The sequence below is a fragment of the Stutzerimonas stutzeri genome (assembly GCF_013522825.1).
Lineage (GTDB): Bacteria > Pseudomonadota > Gammaproteobacteria > Pseudomonadales > Pseudomonadaceae > Stutzerimonas > Stutzerimonas stutzeri_AK.
On the sequence record NZ_JAAMQZ010000003.1, the window covers coordinates 1 to 20,387 of the forward strand.

The following is a 20,387-nucleotide window of genomic DNA, read 5'->3' on the forward strand; positions in this document are numbered from 1 at the left end:
GGATCGCATTCAGGACATCCAGGTTCGACAAGCTGACATTGCCGCGCTGGCGCGGGAAGCAATGTTCAATGGCGGAGAATTGTTCGGGTGTGATCATCATGCGCGAAGTATCCCGCATTACTCGCCGTCAAGCCAGTAGCGTTAACAGGCCCTAGCCGCAGACGTAATCCGACGAGTAAAGCATCGGCCTGTCTCGCCGGGCCGATAAAGCGTGACCGCCCTACGGCCAGGTTTCTGCAGGCACAAAAAAGGCGCTGCCGGGCAAACCTGCAGCGCCTTTCTCATTTCGACGATATCAAGCCAGGATCGAACCCTTGAGCTTGTTCATCGCATTCTTTTCCAGCTGGCGAATGCGCTCGGCAGAGACGCTGTACTTGGCCGCCAGGTCATGCAGGGTGGCCTTCTCTTCGCTCAGCCAGCGCTGTTGCAGGATATCGCGGCTGCGCTCGTCCAGCGTTTCCAGCGCCTCGTGCAGACTGGAATTGGAACTGTCGCTCCAGTCGGCATCCTCCAGTTGGCGAGCCGGATCGTAGCGGTGATCCTCGAGATAATGCGCTGGCGACTGGTAGGCGCTGTCGTCGTCGGCATCGGCCGCCGGATCGAACGCCATGTCATGACCGGTGAGCCGGCTTTCCATCTCGCGCACTTCGCGCGCCTCGACACCAAGGCTGTCGGCTACGCGCTCGACTTCCTCGTTATTCAGCCAGGCCAGGCGCTTCTTCTGGCTGCGCAGGTTGAAGAACAGCTTGCGCTGCGCCTTGGTGGTGGCGACCTTGACGATGCGCCAGTTGCGCAGGATGAACTCGTGAATCTCGGCCTTGATCCAGTGCACCGCGAAGGACACCAGGCGCACACCCATTTCCGGGTTGAAGCGCTTGACCGCCTTCATCAGGCCGACGTTGCCTTCCTGGATCAGGTCGGCCTGGGCCAGACCGTAGCCCGAATAGCTGCGAGCGATATGGACGACGAATCGCAGGTGGGCAAGAACCATCTGGCGAGCGGCTTCGAGATCCTGCTGATAGAACAGGCGTCCGGCCAGATCGCGTTCCTGCTCGACCGTCAGCAGCGGAATGCTGTTGACCGTCTGCACATAGGCTTCGAGATTGCCTCCCGGAACCAGCGCCTGAACAGGTTGCAGAGTAGATGTCATGCAGATCCTCCGATAGTGAAGCTGCAGCAGTTTAACATTGCCCGATAAGACTGCAAGCCCGTGTAAAAGTTCACTTACAGGGCAGCAAAGTCTTTATATAACAGTCACTTATCAGCGCGGAGCCAGTTCATTCAGATGCCGTGCCACCGCCAGCCAGGCACCGATATAGCCCAGCAGCAGCGCACCAAGCACCAGTGACAGAGCATCCTCGGTGGGCACGCCGGCCAGCCCGAAATCACTGCCGTAGAGCCCCGCCAGATCCATCACCGCCTCGTTCAGCCAGCCCAGCCCATAGGCCAGCAGCAGCCAGGCGATCAATCCCGCGCCCAGGCCATAGAGTGCCCCCATGTAGAGAAACGGACGACGCACGTAGCCATCGGTGCCACCGACCAGCTTGACCACCTCGATTTCGGTGCGCCGATTCTCGATGTGCAGGCGGATGGTGTTGCCGATCACCAGCAGCAGGGTGGCGATCAGCAGCAGCGTCAGGCCGAAGACGAAGCGGTCGCCCAGCTTGAGAATCGCCGCCAGCCGTTCGACCCAGAGCAGATCGAGCTGGGCCTGCTCGACGCCGGGCAGTTCGGCCAGGCGCTGGCGCAGCGTTTCCAGCTTGGCCTTGTCGACTTCATTGGGCGTGACCACGACGACACCGGGCAGCGGGTTGTCCGGCAGCTCGCGCAACGCCTCGCCCAGGCCCGACAGCTGCTGGAATTCCTCCAGCGCCTGCTCGCGACTGATCCATTCGGCATCGGCGACATCCGGCATTTGCAGAATCTGCTCGCGCAGCGCCTGGCCGGCGGCGGCATCGGTCTCCAGCTGCATGTACAGGGAAATCTGCGCCGCGCGCTGCCAGGAACCGCCCAGGCGCTCGACGTTATCCAACAGCAGCGCCAGACCCATGGGCAGACTCAGCGCGACGGCCATCACCAGGCAGGTGAAGAAGCTGCCGATCGGCTGCTTGACCAGCCGCCCGACGCTGTCTACCAGACTCGCGCGATGGCTTTCCAGCCAGGCATGGAACAGGGTCTTGAAGTCCGGCTCGTCGGGATTGTGCTGCGGCGCTTTCTTTACCGTGCCGCCCACGCGCTCGGCGGTACTCGGGTTGGATTTGCGTTCGGCGCTCATCGGGCGGCCTCCCCGTCGCCGATCAGGCGGCCACGCTGCAGGGTGAGCATGCGATGGCGCATGCGGGCGATCAGCGCCAGGTCGTGACTGGCGATCAGCACCGTGGTGCCGAGGCGGTTGATGTCCTCGAACACGCCCATGATCTCCGCGGCCAGGCGCGGGTCGAGGTTGCCGGTGGGTTCGTCGGCCAGCAGCAGCGCCGGACGATGCACCACGGCGCGGGCGATGCCGACACGCTGTTGCTGTCCGGTGGACAGGTCCGAGGGATATTGCAGCGCCTTGTCCTTGAGGCTGACGCGCTCCAGCGCGGTCATCACCCGCTGGCCGATCTCGCGCTTGTTCAGGCCGAGGATCTGCAGTGGCAAGGCGGCATTGTCGAACACCGTACGGTCGAACAGCAGCTGGTGGTTCTGGAACACCACGCCGATCTGCCGACGCAGGAAGGGAATCTGCGCATTGCTGATGCGCGACAGGTCCTGCCCGGCCAACAGCAGCTTGCCGCTGGTGGGTCGCTCCATCGCCAGCAGCAGACGCAAAAGTGTGCTCTTGCCAGCGCCGGAATGGCCGGTGACGAACAGGAACTCGCCACGCTGCACCTGGAAGGACAGTTCATGCAGTCCGACATGACCGTTGGAGTAGCGCTTGCCGACCTGGTCGAAACGAATCATGACGGGGGATTACCTGCACTCGTCCCTTTCTCGGCGAACAGCGCACTGACGAAGGCGTCAGCCTCGAAGGCGCGCAGGTCATCGATGCCCTCGCCCACGCCGATATAGCGGATCGGCGTGCCGAACTGCTTGGCCAGGGCGAAGATCACCCCACCCTTGGCGGTGCCGTCGAGCTTGGTCAGCACCAGCCCGGAGAGTTCCACCGCCTGGTTGAACTGCCTGGTCTGGTTGATGGCGTTCTGGCCGGTGCCGGCGTCGAGCACCAGCAGCACTTCGTGCGGGGCCGTCTCGTCCAGCTTGCCCATGACCCGGCGGACCTTCTTCAGCTCCTCCATCAGGTTGTCCTTGGTGTGCAGGCGGCCGGCGGTATCGGCGATCAGCACGTCGATGCCACGCGCCTTGGCGGCCTGCACGGCATCGAAGATCACCGAGGCGGAATCGGCGCCGGTGTGCTGGGCGATCACCGCGATGTTGTTGCGCTCGCCCCAGACCTGCAGCTGCTCCACGGCAGCGGCACGGAAGGTGTCGCCAGCGGCGAGCATGACCTTCTTGCCTTCGAGTTGCAGCTTCTTGGCCAGCTTGCCGATGGTGGTGGTCTTGCCGACGCCATTGACGCCGACCACCAGGATCACGAACGGCTGCTTGCCGGAGTCGATCCGCAGCGGCTGCTCGACCGGTTTGAGCAGGCTGGCCAGTTCTTCCTGCAGCGCCTTGTACAGCGCACCGCTGTCAGCCAGTTCCTTGCGGGACACACGGCGAGTCAGGCTCTGCATGATCGCCGTGGTGGCCTCGACGCCAACGTCGGCGGTCAGCAGGCGCGTCTCCAGCTCGTCCAGCAGGTCATCGTCGATGGCTTTCTTGCCCATGAACAGGCTGGCCATGCCCTCGCCGATGCTGGCGCTGGTTTTCGACAGGCCCTGCTTGAGGCGAGCGAAAAAACCCAGCTTGGTCGGTGCTTCTGCTGCGGCGGGAGGGGGCGTCGGTTCGACGACTTCCGCGAGTACCGGGGCTTGCGGCACATCCTCAGGCTCGTCGATTGGTGCTACCGGCTCAGGGTCCGGCTGAGGCACTACTTCCGGTTCAATTTCCGGCTCAGCGGTGGGCTCGGGCTGCTCAAGCTCGGCCTCGGCCAGTTGCTCCCTGGCCTGCTCATCGGGCTCATCTGCAAACGGCTGGCTGTCTTCCAGCGGCTCGGATGGCGGCGGCTCAGCTGCGGGTGCCTGCGGCTTCTTGCGCAGCCAGCCGAACAGGCCTTTCTTCTCGCCAGCCTCGGCTGGCGTCTTCTTATCGTCGTTGGAACCAAACATGGAGAAGATTTTCTCAAGAGGGCGAAACGCCAGCAGCCACGCCGCCAGCCAGACGGGGCTATCCTAGCACCGCGCAACCGACTGCGCTAAGTGCGGCTGTAGGACCGAACCTGTTCGGCCACGGACGTAAAGGCCGAAGAAATTCGGCCCTACGGTCGTCATGGCCACGACGATGCGCGAACACCTGGGGCTTGCGCTCCCGTCACATATCGATTCACGCGCCACTTTGCCCCGATCACGACGCCCCAGTACCATGCCTCGCGTGTTCCCGCCTGCCAACGCCTCTCGGTGGGATTCATTTCAGAACGAGCCTTTCACTATGCCCCCGATGCTACGTCACGCCGCCGCTCTGCTCTTCGCCGCACTCTATCTGCCGCTGGTAACCGCCGCCGACGCCCAGCCAACCCATGAGTTCTTTCTGGACAACGGTCTCAAGGTGATCGTCCGCGAAGATCATCGCGCTCCCGTGGTCGTCTCCCAGCTCTGGTACAAGGTCGGTTCCAGCTACGAAACGCCCGGCCAGACCGGCCTTTCCCATGCGCTCGAACACATGATGTTCAAGGGCAGCCGCACGCTCGGCGCCGGTGAGGCCTCGCGCATCCTGCGTGAACTCGGCGCCGAGGAAAATGCCTTCACCAGCGACGACTACACCGCCTATTACCAGGTGCTGGCGCGTGATCGCCTGGCAGTCGCCTTCGAGCTGGAAGCCGACCGTCTGGCCAGCCTCAAGCTGCCCGCCGACGAATTCGCCCGTGAAATCGAGGTGATCAAGGAAGAGCGCCGCCTGCGTACCGATGACAGGCCCAGCTCGCTGGCCTACGAACGCTTCAAGGCAATGGCCTACCCCGCCAGCGGCTATCACACCCCGACCATTGGCTGGATGGACGATCTCGACCGCATGACCATCGAGGAACTGCGCGCCTGGTACGAAGCCTGGTACGCGCCCAACAACGCCACCCTGGTGGTGGTCGGCGACGTGAAACTTGATGAGGTGCGCACGCTGGCCGAGCGCTATTTCGGCCCGATCGAGAAGCGTCCGATTCCCAGCGCCAAACGCCCGCTGGAGCTGGACGAACCTGGCGAACGCCGTCTGACCCTGCACCTCAACACCCAGGTGCCAAGCCTGATGATGGCCTTCAACACGGCCAGTCTGGCGACCGAGATCGACAATCCGCGACAGATCCATGCACTGCGCCTGATCACCGCACTGCTCGACGGCGGCTACAGCGCGCGCCTGCCGCAGCAACTGGAGCGCGGCGAGGAACTGGTGAGCAGTGCCTCGGTCTGGTACAACGCCCACGCGCGCGGCGACAGCCTGTTCGTCCTCAGCGCCGCGCCCAACACGCAGGAGGGCCGCACCCTCGAAGAAGTCGAGGCGGGCCTCTGGAGGCAACTGGAACAGCTCAAGCAGACGCCGCCTTCGCCCGAGGAACTCGAGCGCGTCCGTGCCCAAGTCATCGCCGGCCTGGTCTACGAGCGCGACTCCATCACCCAGCAGGCCACCACCATCGGCATGCTGGAAACCGTGGGCCTGTCCTGGCGCCTGATGGACGAGGAACTCGCCGCGCTGGAAGCCGTGACGCCGGAAGACATCCAGCAGGCCGCCCGCACCTATTTCACCCGCTCGCGCCTGAGCGTTGCCCATGTTCTGCCCGAGGAGTCCGGTGATGAGTGATCGCACCTTTATGCGCAGCGGCCTGTTCGGCCTGCTCCTGCTCGCACCCCTCGCCCTGACCGCCTGCGACAACAAAGCCGGCGATACGGCTGCCATCATCCCGCCGGCGCAGAACATTGCGACACCGGGCGAATCCGGCCAGGCCATAGCCCGTGTCAAGCAGGATCAGCCGCGCCTGCAATCGCTGGCCGAACTGGACGACCAGCCCCTGCCACGCCGCAAGCTGGATATCCACAGCTGGCAGACCGAAGGCGGCGCCAGGGTGCTGTTCGTCGAAGCCCACGAATTGCCGATGTTCGACCTGCGCCTGACCTTCGCCGCCGGCAGCAGCCAGGACGGCGACAGGCCCGGCCTGGCGATGCTGACCAACGCCATGCTCAACGAAGGCATCGAAGGCCGGGACGTCACCGCCATCGCCGAAGGCTTCGAGGGCCTGGGCGCCGACTTCGGCAATGGCTCCTACCGCGACATGGCCATCGCCAGCCTGCGCAGCCTGAGCGCAGCGGACAAGCGCGAGCCGGCGCTGCAGCTGTTCAGCCAGGTAGTCGGCCAGCCGAGCTTTCCCGAGGACTCGCTGCAACGCATCAAGAACCAGGTGCTCACCGGTTTCGAGTTCCAGAAACAGAACCCCGGCAAGCTGGCCAGCCTGAAGCTGTTCGAGCAGCTGTACCAGGACCACCCCTATGCGCGCCCCAGCGAGGGCACGCCCACCTCCATCCCGGCCATCGATATCGAGCAACTGCGCGACTTCCATTCCAGAGCCTATACCGCCGGCAACGTGGTGATCGCCCTGGTCGGTGATCTCAGCCGTGCCGAGGCCGAGGCGATTGCCGATCAGGTGTCCGCCGCCCTGCCGCAGGGTTCTGCGATGCCTGCACCGGCAGCCCCGACCAAGCCGCCAGCCACTCACGAACACCTCGACTATCCGTCCAACCAGACCCACCTGCTGCTGGCGCAGCTCGGCATCCCCCGAGGCCATCCGGACTACGCCGCACTCTACCTGGGCAACCAGATCCTCGGCGGCGGCGGTTTCGGCACCCGGCTGATGGAAGAGGTACGGGAAAAGCGCGGGCTGACCTACGGCGTCTATTCCGGTTTCAGCCCCATGCAGACCAACGGCCCCTTCATGATCAACCTGCAGACCCGAGCCGACATGAGCGACGCCACCCTGCAACTGGTACAGCAACTGGTGGGGAATTTCCTCGAAGAAGGTCCGACCCAGGCCGAGCTGGAGCGCAGCAAGCGCCAGACCGCCGGCAGCTTCCCGCTGTCCACTGCAAGCAATGCCGACATTGTCGGTCAGCTTGGCAGCATCGGTTTCTACAATTTGCCACTGAGCTATCTGGAAGACTTCATGCAACAGGTCCAGGCGCTGTCGGTCGAAGACGTCAGAGCGGCGATGAGCAGGCACCTGAAGGCGGACGATTTCGTCATCGTCACTGCCGGCCCGCAAGTCGAGCAGAAACCATTGCCGCCACCGAGCGACAAACCCCTCGAACAACCCAGCAGTGTCCCGGAGCATTGATGGCCAACCCACCCATTCGCCCCTCCGCCCACGGCGGCCAGGGTCAATTGCGCATCATCGGTGGCGAGTGGCGCAGCCGGCGCTTCGCCTTTCCCGACGCCGAAGGCCTGCGCCCGACGCCGGATCGCGTGCGCGAAACGCTGTTCAACTGGCTCGCACCCTATATGTCCGGGGCGCGCGTGCTGGACGCCTTCACCGGCAGCGGCGCGCTCTATCTGGAAGCGCTGTCGCGTGGCGCCAGCATGGCGCTGGCGCTGGACCTAAACGCCAATGCCATCGCCAGCCTGCGCAAGCATCTGGACACGCTCAAGTGCGGCCAGGGCCAGTTGCTGCAAAGCGACGCCCTGCGCTACCTGGATACCCAGACACCGACGCCCTTCGACCTGGTGTTTCTCGACCCGCCGTTCAACAAGAACCTGCTGCAACCGGCCTGCGAGCTGCTGGAAAGCAAGGGCTGGCTGGCCGACAACGCCTGGATCTATACCGAAAGCGAAGCCGTGCCATCGAGCCTCGGCCTGCCCGGCAACTGGCGGCTGCACCGGGAAAAGAAGGCCGGCAACGTCCACTATGCGCTGTGGGAGCGCAGCGCCTGACCGCTGCGCGCGCTCTTGCAAGCTAGTTGTAGGTCGGATTAGCCGAAGGCGTAATCCGACGATGCAGTGCGACCATCCATGCCTGAGCGCTCAGCATTTAACGCGCCTGACCGCTCGCTTGTCGGGTCGGTGAAGCGTGACCCGATCTACCCGATGCGACGAACCGCCTGTGGGAGCGGCCTTGGCCGCGAATGGAACCACGCCGATGTACGGGAAGCGCTTCGCGGACAAGTCCGCCCCCACAAAAGCAGGATTGACCCAACAACACGTACCGGGAACATCGGCTAATCACAAGGCTATTCGGTCAGACAATACGCCCGGCACGGCGATGACCTTGGCAGAGGCACCAGTGAGCGCGAACAATGCCGATCACGCCTTCACCGGAATGTCGCCATGCCCGCCCCTGTCGCACAGCTGGACCAGACCAACCCCGAGATCGAACGCCTGCAGTCGCTGCTCGCTCGGCAGCGCCGCGCCTTCCAGATCGCTCCCTATCCGGACGCGGCGGCTCGCCTGCAATGGCTCGACGCCCTGCATCACCTGCTCGCCAGTAATCAACAGGCGATCAGCGACGCCATCAGCACGGATTTCGGCAATCGCTCGGCGGACGAAACCCGGCTGGCGGAACTCATGCCCAGCCTGCACGGCATCCACTACGCCAGGCGCCGCCTGCGCAAATGGATGAAGCCCTCGCGGCGCAGCGTCGGGCTGGCCTTCCAGCCGGCCAGCGCGCGCGTGCTGTACCAGCCGCTGGGCGTGGTCGGGATCATCGTGCCCTGGAACTACCCGCTCTATCTCGCCATCGGCCCGCTGATCGGCGCGCTGGCGGCGGGCAACCGGGTGATGCTGAAGATGAGCGAATCGACGCCTGCCACCGGACAGTTGCTGAAGGATCTGCTGGCACAGGTATTCGCCGAGGACCAGGTGGCCGTGGTGCTGGGCGAGGCGGACGTGGGCATCGCCTTCTCGCGGCTGCCCTTCGATCACCTGTTGTTCACCGGTAGCATCAGCATCGGCCGCCAGGTGATGCGCGCCGCGGCGGACAACCTGACGCCGGTGACCCTGGAGCTGGGCGGCAAGTCGCCGGCCATCGTCTCGGCCAGCGTGCCGCTCGCTGATGCCGCCGAACGCATCGCCTTCGGCAAGACGCTCAACGCCGGGCAGACCTGCGTGGCGCCCGACTACGTGCTGGTGCCGAAGGATCGTCTGGAAAGTTTCGTCGAGGCCTATCGCCAGGTCATCCAGCGTTTTTATCCGCGACTGGCCGACAACCCGGACTACACCTCGATCATCAACCCGCGCCAGCAGGCCCGCCTGCAGGACTATCTGGACGATGCCCAGGCCAGAGGCGCGCGCCTGCTGCCGCTGTTCGAGCAGGGCCAGGGCCGGCGCATGCCGCACCACCTGCTGCTGGATGTGAGCGACGAGATGCGGGTGATGCAGGACGAGATCTTCGGCCCGCTGCTGCCCGTCGTGCCCTATGACGACCTGGAACAGGCGCTGGCCTACGTCAACGCCCGTCCGCGACCGCTGGCGCTCTACTATTTCGGCTACGACAAGGCCGAGCAGCAGGCCGTGCTGGAGCGCACCCATTCCGGTGGCGTCTGCCTCAACGACACCCTGCTGCACGTCGCCCAGGACGACCTGCCCTTCGGCGGCGTCGGCCCCTCCGGCATGGGGCATTACCACGGCCACGAGGGTTTCCTGACCTTCAGCAAGGCCAAGGGCGTGTTCGTCAAGCAGCGTTTCAACGCCTCACGACTGGTCTACCCGCCCTATGGCAAGACGCTGCAGAAGCTGGTCTACAGGCTTTTCGTACGCTGAGGGCAAGCCCTGGCCCTGCTCAGGTTCGACCCGTTCGGCAATGCGGCGTGGCACACCGTCCGGCTTTCCCGTCAACTGGCCGGGCGGATGAACCGAGCAGGCCATGCTTTGATACTTTACGCTGCCAACACCGAGCCGCTACCATCCACCCCCCACGCATGCGTCAGGACGCCGCGATGAACCGAGTGCTGTATCCGGGAACCTTCGATCCGATCACCATGGGTCACACCGACCTGATCGAACGCGCTTCGCGCCTGTTCGACGAAGTGATCATCGCGATTGCTGCCAGCCCGCACAAAAATCCCCTGCTTCCGCTTGAACAGCGTGTCGCACTGGCGGAGGAAGTGACGGCGCATTTGCCCAACGTCAAGGTGCTGGGCTTTTCCACACTGCTGGCGCATTTCGTCGCTGAGCAGAAGGCCAATGTCCTGCTGCGCGGGTTGCGCGCGGTGTCGGACTTCGAGTACGAATTTCAGCTGGCCAACATGAACCGTCAGCTGGCGCCGGACGTGGAAAGCCTTTTCCTCACCCCGTCGGAGAAGTTCTCCTACATTTCCTCGACCCTGGTGCGCGAAATCGCCCGGCTCGATGGTGATGTCTCCAAGTTCGTTCACCCTTCGGTCGTGAAGGCGCTGGCGGAGCGTTACGCCGACAAGTGAACCGTGCCGACATCAACCGCAGCGTGCGCCGAGCGGGCCGATGCGGCAAAATTGGCGCGTCGTTCTTAGAGTGCTGCGGTCCGCGCCGCCGCTGGAGTTAACCGATGTCCCTGATAATCACCGATGACTGCATCAACTGCGACGTGTGCGAGCCCGAGTGCCCGAACAGCGCCATTTCCCAGGGCGAGGAAATCTACGTCATCGACCCCAATCTCTGTACCGAATGCGTCGGTCACTATGACGAGCCCCAGTGCCAGCAGGTCTGCCCGGTGGATTGCATTCCGCTCGATGTGACCAATGTCGAGAGCAAGGATGAGCTGATGCAGAAGTACCTGATCATCACCGGCAAGGCCTGAGTCGCTCCCGCCGTTTCGGCCTGGAGCGCCTGACAGGGCATTCCAGGTCGCGTCAGATCCCCAGAATCAGCGACTCCTCCTGTTCGTCTTCATTTCTCAGCAAACGTGCCAGTTCCGCTCCTTCGCCCAGCAGCAACGCATTGCGCAGGCTCTGGATGATGCGGCTGGCATAACCCAGGTCGTTCATCAGTGAGCTGGTCTGCAGGCCGTCGAGCTGCTTGTTGCGCACCGCCATGAAGAGGCGCTTGCGGAATTCACCATCGAAATCGGCGGCGCAGTCATCCAGCCATTGCAGGCGTTCGCGCCATAGGGTTTCGGGCAGTTCAGCGCGATGCAGGGCGCGCAACTCACGCAAGGTTTCCAGCAGGTGGCGACGCAACTCGACGTAGCTCTTGCGCACCACCGATTCGTCCTGGCGCAGGTAGTGGCCGAGGTTCTTCTGCAGGTGCTTGGCGTCCTTGACCGCATCCACCAACTGCAGCGAAACGACCTGGCAATTCATCCAGAACGTCTGGTGCGCCTCGTCCTGCGGCAGGTGCATGCGCCCCATGAAGCTCAACAGGTCGCTGTACACACCCTTGATGTGATGCTGGTAGAGCACGTCGGCATCCAGCGCATGGGCATCCGGCGGGGCCTGCAGCAAGTGCTCGTCAACAGGCACCTGCCCCAGCTGTTCCACCGGCAGATAGAGTGCATGACAGATCACCTCCATGCTCAGGCGCCCCATGTGCCGCAACTCACGCGTCACCGCACTGGCGGCGGCATCCACCGAGTCCAGCGCCTCTTCTTCGAGGTAACGGGCACGCGTCGTCGACAGCTCCTGCCGCTCCTGGGGGACAACCAGCTCGGCGATCAGGACCTGCGGCTCCTCCGCTTCGGGCAGCCAACGCACCAGGAGATCGGCCAGACGATCCTGCCAGAACCAGAACAGCAACACGCCAAGCACGTTGAACAGAGTATGGAACAGAGCCAGTTGCAGCAGACTGTTGTCGCCCAGCCCCACCAGGCCACTCACCCACAGCACCAGCCAGCTCAGCGGCTGTAGCAGAATGAAGGTCACCAGGGCGGTACCCAGGTTGAACAGCACATGCACCAGCGCCAGGCGCTGACCACTGCGATTGCCGCCCAGCGCACCCACCAGGCCGGTAGTCACGGCGCTGCCGATGTTGGCGCCGATAGCGATGGCCAGGCTCTGCGCCAGATCCACCTGACCACTGGCCAGGGCCGCCAGCGTCAGCATCAGGGTGGCGTGGCTGGACTGCAGCACCATGGTCAGCACAGTGCCCACGGCCAGGAACAGCAATTGTCCGCTCAGCCCATCGGCCCGGTATTCGGTCAGATCCATGCCCGCGCCGAAGGCGTCAAAGCCCTCCTTGATCCCGTCGATACCCAGGAAGATAAAGGCGATGCCCAGCACGATGCGTCCGGCGGCCTTGCTCTTGGGTCCGTTGAAGCCAGCCAGCACGCCGAACACCAGCAGCGGCAGGGCCAATGGACTGAGGCTGATGTTCTGTCCGGCCAGGGCCAGCAGCCAGATACCGAAGCTGGCCCCCAGATTGGCGCCGAACAGAATGGCAATGCCGCCCGCCAGCTGGATCAGCCCGGTACTGATAAAGGCAATGGTCAGCAGCGAAACCAGCGTGGTGGACTGCAGCAACATGGTGCCGCCGATACCGAACAGCAGCGCCTTGCCCGCTGTCGAGGTGCTACGCCCCAGCAGTTCCTCCAGCTTGCCGCCGGCGAGCTCGCGCAAACCCTCTTCCAGGCACTGCATGCCGAACAGGAACAGCGCCAGACCGGCACAGAGCTGCAACCAGCCCTCGCTGGACCAGAATGACCAGGAAAGGACCAGCAGCCCAAGAATGGGTAATGAGAGTTTGAGAAATCGACTGGACACGGCTTTCCGGCTTCGCTCGCAGAATAAGGCGACGAAGCCTACGCCAAGCGCACAAGAGCCGGAAGCCCCTGCGCCTCCGACCTTTGTGGGGCGCTCGGATCAGTCCTGGCGGTTGTAGCCGACGCGGGTGCAGCCCAGGCAGCGGGCGAAGGCAGCGGCGCCAGGCTCGACCACCAGAGCCTGGCCGGTTTCCTTGATGCCGCCGCCCATGGCGGAAAACGGCAGACTGACGACGAACACCCCGGCACCGATGGCGGTTGCAGCAATCAGCAAGGGCCGCGCGATCAGCAGGTCAGCGACGATGGAAAAAGCCTTGGGCGCCTCGACGGTATACATGGGGTCGCCGCTGGCATTCTGTTGCGTCGACTGAGCATGAGCCGGCATCGCCAGCAGGCCAGTGGTCAGGGCCAGGACAACGGCAGTGGAGCGAAACAGTTTCATGGTGTGATCCTTCAGCTGGGCGAAACAGGGCGGTGTTGCTCGCCGGTCACTATAGCAGTGCCTGTCGTACGCTGATCGTGAACGCCGTCAATGCCTGTGGTTGTTGATCCAGGTCGCACTCAGCGCTGACAGCGAAGGCAGTGGACGCTGGCACGCTGACCCAGGCGGATTTCGCGCAGGGTCGAACCACAGGTCTTGCAGAACTCACCGCCGCGCCCGTAGACGAACAGCTCCTGCTGGAAGTAGCCCGGTTTGCCGTCGCCGCCGACGAAATCGCGCAGCGTGGTGCCGCCTCGCTCGATGGCACACGCGAGGATACGTCGGATTTCCTGCGCCAGTTTCAGATAGCGCGCCCGCGACACCGTACCGGCGGCGCGACGCGGGTCGATACCGGCGGCGAACAGCGCCTCGCTGGCGTAGATATTGCCGACCCCGACCACCACGGCGTTGTCCATGATGAACGGCTTGATCGCCATGCTGCGCCCGCGCGACATGCGGAACAGTCGATCGCCATCGAACTCGTCACCGAGCGGCTCCGGCCCGAGGCTGGCGAGCAGCGCATGGCTGAGTGGATCGGCGCTCCACAGCAGCGCGCCGAAACGCCGCGGATCGGTATAGCGCAGCGCCATGCCCGACTCCAGCACGATATCGACATGCTCGTGCTTGAGCGGCGGCAGTTCGGCATCCACCAGACGCAGACTGCCGGACATGCCCAGATGGGCGATCAGCGTACCCGCCTCGGCCCTGATCAGCAGGTACTTGGCACGCCGCTCCACCGCCTCGATACGCTGGCCGGACAGGCGCACGTCGAGATCCTCCGGGATCGGCCAGCGCAGGCGCCGCTCGCGCACGATCACACGGCTAACGCGCTGGCCGACAAGATGCGGTTCGATACCGCGACGAGTGGTTTCGACTTCGGGAAGTTCGGGCATGGCAAAACGGGACAGGGCGAAATTGGCGAATCCTAGCATGGGCGCAAGCATCGAGCTGCCGTGTCCTGTTCTACCCGACGCTCTGCTGCCTGCATGGATGGGCGAACTTTCCCCGCAGCGCGGGTCCCATTTTCAGATGGCCCGCATTCAGTGGGTCCCAACCAACGGAGGCATGCTATGACTCAAGCTCTCACTGGCAAGCGTGTGGCGATCCTGCTGACCGATGGCTTCGAGCAGGTGGAGATGACCGGCCCGCGCGAGGCCCTGGAAAAGGTCGGTGCCAGGATCGAACTCGTCTCGGCCAAACCAGGCAAGGTGCGCGGCTGGAATCACACCACGCCGGCTGATGAATTCCCCATCGACGCTACCTTCGACAGCATCCGCATGGAGGACTATGACGCCCTGCTGCTGCCCGGCGGCGTGGTCAATTCCGACACCATCCGCACCGACGAGATGGCTCAGGAACTGGTGCGCGACGCCGCGCGCGCGAACAAGACCATCGCCGTGATCTGCCACGGAGGCTGGCTGCTGGTCTCGGCCGAGCTGGTCAAGGGCAAGCGCATGACCAGTTGGCCCTCGCTGGCCGACGACCTGAAAAACGCCGGTGCCGAATGGGTCGACGAACAGGTGGTGATCGACGGCCACCTGATCAGCAGCCGCAAGCCCGATGACATTCCTGCGTTCAGCGAGGCGTTGATCAAGGCGCTGTCGGCCTGACGGCTGCAAGCTGCAAGCTGCAAGCTCGGGATGCATGCTTTTCCTTGCACGTTGAGGCTTGCGGCTTGCAGCTCCTATACAATGCCCGCCCCTCATCCGGAGCGCCCCTCATGACCCTGCCCAGCCTGCGCCTAAAAGCCAACGCCGACCGCCGCCTGCGGGCCGGCCATCTGTGGGTCTACAGCAACGAAGTGGACACCGCCGCCACGCCGCTGAGCGGCTTTGCCGCCGGCGATCAGGCCATCCTCGAAGCCGCCGGCGGCAAGCCGCTGGGTATCGTCGGGGTATCGCCAAACAACCTGATCTGCGCGCGCCTGCTGTCGCGCGACCTCAAGCACAGTCTGGACAAATCCTTGCTGGTGCATCGCATCCAGGTCGCGCTGTCGCTGCGCGAGCGCCTGTTCGAGCAGCCCTGCTACCGCCTGATCTACGGCGATTCCGACCTGCTGCCGGGCCTGGTGGTGGACCGCTTCCACGATCATCTGGTGGTGCAGCTGGCTTCGGCGACCATGGAGCGCAACCGGGATGCCGTGCTCGAAGCCTTGGTGCAGGTGCTCAAGCCGCGTGGCGTGCTGTGGAAGAACGACTCCAGCGCGCGCGATGCCGAGGGCCTGGAGCGCTATGTCGACACCGCCTTCGGCGTGGTGCCCGAGTGGGTCGCGCTGGAGGAGAACGGGGTGAAATTCGAAGCGCCGGTACTGCAAGGCCAGAAGACTGGCTGGTTCTACGACCACCGCATGAATCGCGCGCGCCTGGCACCCTACGTCAAGGGCAAGCGCGTACTGGATCTGTTCAGCTATATCGGCGGCTGGGGTGTGCAGGCCGCCGTGTTCGGCGCCAGCGAAGTCTTCTGCGTCGATGCCTCGGCCTTCGCCCTCGATGGCGTCGAGCGCAATGCCGCACTCAATGGCGTGGCCGAGAAGATGACCTGCGTCGAGGGCGATGCCTTCGAGGCCATGAAGGAGCTGAAGAGCGCCGAGGAGCGCTTCGACGTGGTCATCACCGACCCGCCGGCCTTCATCAAGCGCAAGAAGGACCTCAAGAACGGCGAGGCCGCCTATCGCCGCCTCAACGAACAGGCCATGCGCCTGCTCGGCAAGGACGGCATTCTGGTCAGCGCCTCCTGCTCCATGCACCTGCCCGAGGACGATCTGCAGAACATCCTGCTCGGCAGCGCCCGCCATCTGGACCGCAACATCCAGTTGCTCGAACGCGGCGGCCAGGGTCCGGACCATCCGGTGCACCCGGCGATCCCGGAGACGCGCTACATCAAGAGCATCACCTGCCGGATCTTGCCCAACAGCTGACGGCACAAGCCGCCAGCAATGAATGCGAACGACGGCACCCCGTGGGAGCGACTTCAGTCGCGAATGGCTTAGCCAAGGGCTTCTTGGCTGAAGCCCCGGTGCAGCATCACACTTCGCAGGAGCGAGCCATGCTCGCGAAGGCAACCGCGCCGACACCTGAGCCGGTTTCGCGGGCATGGCCCGCTCCCACGAAGATCACGCGCGTGCTCGACAATGACCTGCTCATGCCGACCATCAGCCTTCCCCGACCTCGCCAGCCCGCGTAGAATCGGAGCATTCCTCGCCAGCACCCCGGCGGGCCCGTGAGCCGGGCCGCACGAGCGATACCCGCCTCGTTCAAGCCCCCTGCGCCTGCACAGCCACCTGCCGTTGCACACGGCACAGATGACGCTCACCATAAGCACCATTCGATCAGCCGTTCAGTCGCAGGATTCCGTCATGCCCGATTACCGCTCGAAAACCTCCACCCACGGCCGCAACATGGCCGGCGCCCGCGCCCTGTGGCGCGCCACAGGGATGAAGGACGAAGACTTCAAGAAGCCGATCATCGCCATCGCCAACTCCTTCACCCAGTTCGTGCCTGGCCACGTGCACCTCAAGGACATGGGCCAGCTGGTCGCTCGCGAGATCGAAAAGCATGGCGGCGTAGCCAAGGAGTTCAACACCATCGCCGTCGACGACGGTATCGCCATGGGCCACGACGGCATGCTCTATTCGCTGCCGAGTCGCGAGATCATCGCCGACTCGGTGGAATACATGGTCAACGCCCACTGCGCCGACGCCATCGTCTGTATCAGCAACTGCGACAAGATCACCCCCGGCATGCTGATGGCCGCCCTGCGCCTGAACATCCCGGTGGTGTTCGTCTCCGGCGGCCCGATGGAAGCCGGCAAGACCAAGCTGGCCTCCCACGGTCTGGACCTGGTGGATGCCATGGTGGTCGCCGCCGACGACTCCTGCTCGGACGAGAAGGTCGCCGAGTACGAGCGCAGCGCCTGCCCCACCTGCGGCAGCTGCTCGGGCATGTTCACTGCCAACTCGATGAACTGCCTGACCGAAGCCCTGGGCCTGTCCCTGCCGGGCAACGGCACCATGCTGGCTACCCACGCCGACCGCGAGCAGCTGTTCCTGCGTGCCGGTCGTGTCGCCGTCGAGCTGTGCAAGCGCTACTACGCTGAAGGCGATGAGTCGGTATTGCCGCGCAACATCGCCAGCATCAAGGCGTTCGAGAATGCCATGACCCTGGACATCGCCATGGGCGGCTCGACCAACACCATCCTGCACCTGCTGGCCGCCGCCCAGGAAGGCGAGGTGGACTTCGACCTGCGCGCCATCGATGCGCTGTCGCGCAAGGTGCCGCAGCTATGCAAGGTGGCACCGAACATCCAGAAGTACCACATGGAAGATGTGCACCGCGCCGGCGGCATCTTCTCGATCCTCGGCGAACTGGCCCGTGGCGGACTGCTGCACACCGACGTCTCCACCGTCCACAGCCGGACCATGGCTGAAGGCATCGCCCAGTGGGACATCACCCAGACCGAGGACGAGGCCGTACACACCTTCTTCAAGGCCGGTCCGGCAGGCATTCCGACACAGACCGCATTCAGTCAGGCGACCCGCTGGGACAGCCTCGACGCCGACCGCGAAAACGGCTGCATCCGCTCGGTCGAACACGCCTATTCCCAGGAAGGCGGCCTGGCCGTGCTCTATGGCAACATCGCCCTGGACGGCTGCGTGGTGAAGACCGCCGGCGTCGATGAATCCATCCACGTCTTCGAGGGCACCGCGAAGATCTACGAAAGCCAGGACAGCGCCGTGAAGGGCATCCTCGCCGACGAGGTGAAGCCCGGCGACATCGTCATCATCCGCTACGAAGGCCCGAAAGGCGGTCCGGGCATGCAGGAAATGCTCTATCCGACCAGCTACCTGAAGTCCAAGGGACTGGGGGCCGAATGCGCGCTGCTCACCGACGGTCGCTTCTCCGGCGGCACCTCGGGCCTGTCCATCGGCCACGCCTCGCCGGAAGCCGCCGCCGGCGGCGCCATCGGCCTGGTGCGCGACGGCGACAAGGTGCTGATCGACATCCCCAACCGCAGCATCCAGCTGCAGGTCAGCGATGAAGACCTGTCCCACCGCCGGATCGAGCAGGACAAGCTCGGCTGGAAGCCGGCACAGCCACGCACACGCAAGGTCTCGACCGCACTCAAGGCCTACGCCCTGCTGGCCACCAGCGCCGACAAGGGCGCGGTGCGCAACAAGGCGCTGCTGGACGGTTGAGTTACCCGCGCTAAGACAGAGCCCGGCATCTGCCGGGCTTTTTGTTTCCAGCTCGGTTTCGCTCCCAGAGGCCAGCGAACCGAATCGGCTCTATCGCCTCCTTAGCCTGTTCACAAAATCTGCTTTCGACAAAATTTTTCCTGTCCGCCTTCCTCCCGGAACAGCTGTCAAAATCAGCTTTTTCTTCCTCACCATTCGTCGAACATGAAAAACGGCAGCCAGCGAGCACTTCGTAGATAGACGTAATTACGCTCTATATTTCGATCTTTGACGCTAATGTCAGCTATTTCTCGACAAATAAAAATGTATACAAATGACTGGCAAATGCAGTGACTTTTTGTCTACATTGACCGACACAAGAACAACAGCGAGAACTCACCATGACAGTCTCATCCGTAAGCACCCCTTCGGAGAAGCGTCCAGAGGACGAGAACCTCGGCGTCGGCGCCAACCTGGCCTATGGCCTGCAACACGTCCTGACCATGTACGGAGGCATCGTCGCGGTGCCGCTGATCGTCGGTCAGGCCGCCGGTCTCTCGGCAGCCGAAATCGGCCTGCTGATTGCCGCCTCGCTGTTCGCCGGCGGCGCGGCCACCCTGCTGCAAACGATCGGCCTGCCGTTCTTCGGCTGCCAGCTGCCGCTGGTACAGGGCGTATCCTTCGCCGGCGTGGCGACGATGATCGCCATCATCGGCAACGACGGCTCCGGAGGGCTTCCGGTGGTATTCGGCGCGGTGATCGCCGCCTCGCTGATCGGCCTGCTGATCACACCGGTGTTCTCACGTATCACCAAGTTCTTTCCGCCACTGGTGACCGGCATCGTCATCACCACCATCGGCCTGACCCTGATGCCTGTCGCGGCACGCTGGGCCATGGGCGGCAACAGTCAGGCCGCGGACTTCGGCAGCATGGCCAATATCGGCCTGGCGGGCTTCACCCTGGCGTGCGTGCTGCTGCTGAGCAAACTCGGCAGCGCCACCATTTCCCGGCTGTCGATCCTCCTGGCGATGGTGATCGGCACCGTGGCCGCAGTGTTCTTCGGCATGGCCGACTTCTCCGGTGTACTGGACGGCCCGGTGGTGGCCATGCCCTCGCCGCTGCATTTTGGCGCGCCGGTATTCCAGTTCGCGGCGATCCTGTCGATGCTGATCGTGGTCATCGTCACGCTGGTGGAAACCTCCGCCGATATCCTTGCCGTCGGCGAAATCATCGATACCAAGGTCGACTCCAAGCGACTGGGCGATGGCCTGCGGGCGGACATGATTTCCAGCAGCCTGGCGCCGATCTTCGGCTCCTTCACCCAGAGCGCCTTCGCCCAGAACGTGGGGCTGGTGGCCGTTACCGGCATCAAGAGCCGTTACGTGGTGGCCAGCGCCGGTCTGATTCTGGTGACACTCGGCCTGCTGCCGGTGATGGGTCGCCTGGTTGCCGCGGTGCCCACCGCAGTGCTGGGTGGCGCGGGCATCGTGCTGTTCGGTACCGTGGCCGCCGCGGGTATCCGTACCCTGGCGCAGGTCGAATACCGCAACAACATGAATCTGATCATCGTCGCCACCTCGATCGGCTTCGGCATGATCCCGATCGCCGCGCCGAGCTTCTACCACCACTTCCCGGCCTGGTTCGAGACCATCTTCCACTCGGGCATCAGCTCGGCGGCGATCATGGCCATCCTGCTGAACCTGCTGTTCAACCACCTGACCGCCGGCAACTCCGACCAGCAGTCGGTATTCGTTGCCGCCAGCGAGCGTACCCTGCGCTACCAGGACGTCGCCGCACTGCATGATGGCGACCACTTCCGCAACGGCAAGCTGTATGACGCCGATGGCAACGAGGTTCCAGTAATCAGCCCCGAGGACCACAGCGCGCCCTCACAGGAACCGCACGCCAAGGTGGCGACGGCCGTCCCGAGCAGCGGATAAGGGCGCTACACGAGA

At 64.1% G+C, this 20,387-nt stretch carries 17 protein-coding genes; 10 read left to right on the top strand and 7 right to left on the bottom strand.

Annotated elements, in window-relative coordinates; translation table 11 throughout:
• Positions 1–295: 295 nt before the first annotated feature.
• The 4 genes from rpoH to ftsY form a co-directional block, all read right to left on the bottom strand.
• A complete protein-coding gene (rpoH, locus tag G7020_RS02920) occupies positions 296–1,150 on the bottom strand; it encodes an RNA polymerase sigma factor RpoH (protein WP_181082447.1) in 855 nt (284 codons plus the stop codon).
• Between the two features lie 111 nt (positions 1,151–1,261).
• The gene (gene ftsX, locus G7020_RS02925; RefSeq protein WP_181082448.1) at positions 1,262–2,275 is read right to left on the bottom strand and encodes a permease-like cell division protein FtsX; all 1,014 of its coding nucleotides are present in this window, start codon (positions 2,273–2,275) and stop codon (positions 1,262–1,264) included.
• On the bottom strand, positions 2,272–2,943 hold the full coding sequence (ftsE, locus tag G7020_RS02930) for a cell division ATP-binding protein FtsE (RefSeq protein WP_181082449.1): 672 nt from the start codon (positions 2,941–2,943) through the stop codon (positions 2,272–2,274). The genes ftsX and ftsE overlap by 4 nt, the downstream gene beginning before the upstream one ends.
• The gene (gene ftsY / locus G7020_RS02935) at positions 2,940–4,250 is read right to left on the bottom strand and encodes a signal recognition particle-docking protein FtsY (RefSeq protein WP_181082450.1); all 1,311 of its coding nucleotides are present in this window, start codon (positions 4,248–4,250) and stop codon (positions 2,940–2,942) included. The genes ftsE and ftsY overlap by 4 nt, the downstream gene beginning before the upstream one ends.
• 319 nt (positions 4,251–4,569) lie before the next feature.
• Between ftsY and G7020_RS02940 the strand changes: the two genes are divergently transcribed.
• The 6 genes from G7020_RS02940 to G7020_RS02965 all read left to right on the top strand — a co-directional run bounded on the left by G7020_RS02940 (position 4,570) and on the right by G7020_RS02965 (position 10,882).
• Positions 4,570–5,925: a M16 family metallopeptidase gene (locus tag G7020_RS02940; protein WP_181082451.1), complete on the top strand. Its 1,356-nt coding sequence runs from the start codon at positions 4,570–4,572 to the stop codon at positions 5,923–5,925.
• Positions 5,918–7,450, top strand: a complete 1,533-nt coding sequence (locus tag G7020_RS02945) for a M16 family metallopeptidase (protein ID WP_181082452.1) — start codon at positions 5,918–5,920, stop codon at positions 7,448–7,450. Before G7020_RS02940 ends, G7020_RS02945 begins: the two co-directional genes overlap by 8 nt.
• Positions 7,450–8,043: a 16S rRNA (guanine(966)-N(2))-methyltransferase RsmD gene (gene rsmD, locus G7020_RS02950; RefSeq protein ID WP_181082453.1), complete on the top strand. Its 594-nt coding sequence runs from the start codon at positions 7,450–7,452 to the stop codon at positions 8,041–8,043. Before G7020_RS02945 ends, rsmD begins: the two co-directional genes overlap by 1 nt.
• A 393-nt stretch (positions 8,044–8,436) precedes the next feature.
• Complete coding sequence (locus G7020_RS02955; protein ID WP_181082454.1) at positions 8,437–9,867, top strand: coniferyl aldehyde dehydrogenase; 1,431 nt, start codon at positions 8,437–8,439, stop codon at positions 9,865–9,867.
• 176 nt (positions 9,868–10,043) lie between these two features.
• Entirely contained in the window at positions 10,044–10,526 is a 483-nt protein-coding gene (coaD, locus tag G7020_RS02960; protein ID WP_181082455.1) for a pantetheine-phosphate adenylyltransferase, read from the top strand.
• A gap of 104 nt (positions 10,527–10,630) precedes the next feature.
• Positions 10,631–10,882, top strand: a complete 252-nt coding sequence (locus tag G7020_RS02965) for a YfhL family 4Fe-4S dicluster ferredoxin (protein WP_181082456.1) — start codon at positions 10,631–10,633, stop codon at positions 10,880–10,882.
• Between the two features lie 52 nt (positions 10,883–10,934).
• Here G7020_RS02965 and G7020_RS02970 read toward each other — a convergent pair whose 3' ends face one another.
• The 3 genes from G7020_RS02970 to mutM all read right to left on the bottom strand — a co-directional run bounded on the left by G7020_RS02970 (position 10,935) and on the right by mutM (position 14,152).
• Complete coding sequence (locus G7020_RS02970) at positions 10,935–12,779, bottom strand: Na/Pi symporter (RefSeq protein ID WP_181082457.1); 1,845 nt, start codon at positions 12,777–12,779, stop codon at positions 10,935–10,937.
• 99 nt (positions 12,780–12,878) lie between these two features.
• Complete coding sequence (locus G7020_RS02975; RefSeq protein WP_181082458.1) at positions 12,879–13,220, bottom strand: multidrug transporter; 342 nt, start codon at positions 13,218–13,220, stop codon at positions 12,879–12,881.
• A gap of 119 nt (positions 13,221–13,339) precedes the next feature.
• Positions 13,340–14,152: a bifunctional DNA-formamidopyrimidine glycosylase/DNA-(apurinic or apyrimidinic site) lyase gene (gene mutM / locus G7020_RS02980; protein WP_181082594.1), complete on the bottom strand. Its 813-nt coding sequence runs from the start codon at positions 14,150–14,152 to the stop codon at positions 13,340–13,342.
• Positions 14,153–14,329: 177 nt separating this feature from the next.
• Between mutM and G7020_RS02985 the strand changes: the two genes are divergently transcribed.
• The 4 genes from G7020_RS02985 (at position 14,330) to G7020_RS03000 (ending at position 20,372) form a co-directional block, all read left to right on the top strand.
• A complete protein-coding gene (locus G7020_RS02985; RefSeq protein WP_181082459.1) occupies positions 14,330–14,869 on the top strand; it encodes a type 1 glutamine amidotransferase domain-containing protein in 540 nt (179 codons plus the stop codon).
• A 110-nt stretch (positions 14,870–14,979) separates the two neighbouring features.
• A complete protein-coding gene (locus G7020_RS02990) occupies positions 14,980–16,176 on the top strand; it encodes a class I SAM-dependent rRNA methyltransferase (RefSeq protein ID WP_181082460.1) in 1,197 nt (398 codons plus the stop codon).
• 438 nt (positions 16,177–16,614) lie between these two features.
• Positions 16,615–18,453: a dihydroxy-acid dehydratase gene (ilvD, locus tag G7020_RS02995; RefSeq protein ID WP_181082461.1), complete on the top strand. Its 1,839-nt coding sequence runs from the start codon at positions 16,615–16,617 to the stop codon at positions 18,451–18,453.
• A gap of 380 nt (positions 18,454–18,833) precedes the next feature.
• Positions 18,834–20,372, top strand: coding sequence for a nucleobase:cation symporter-2 family protein (locus G7020_RS03000; RefSeq protein WP_181082462.1), 1,539 nt, complete (start codon positions 18,834–18,836; stop codon positions 20,370–20,372).
• Positions 20,373–20,387: the final 15 nt, after the last annotated feature.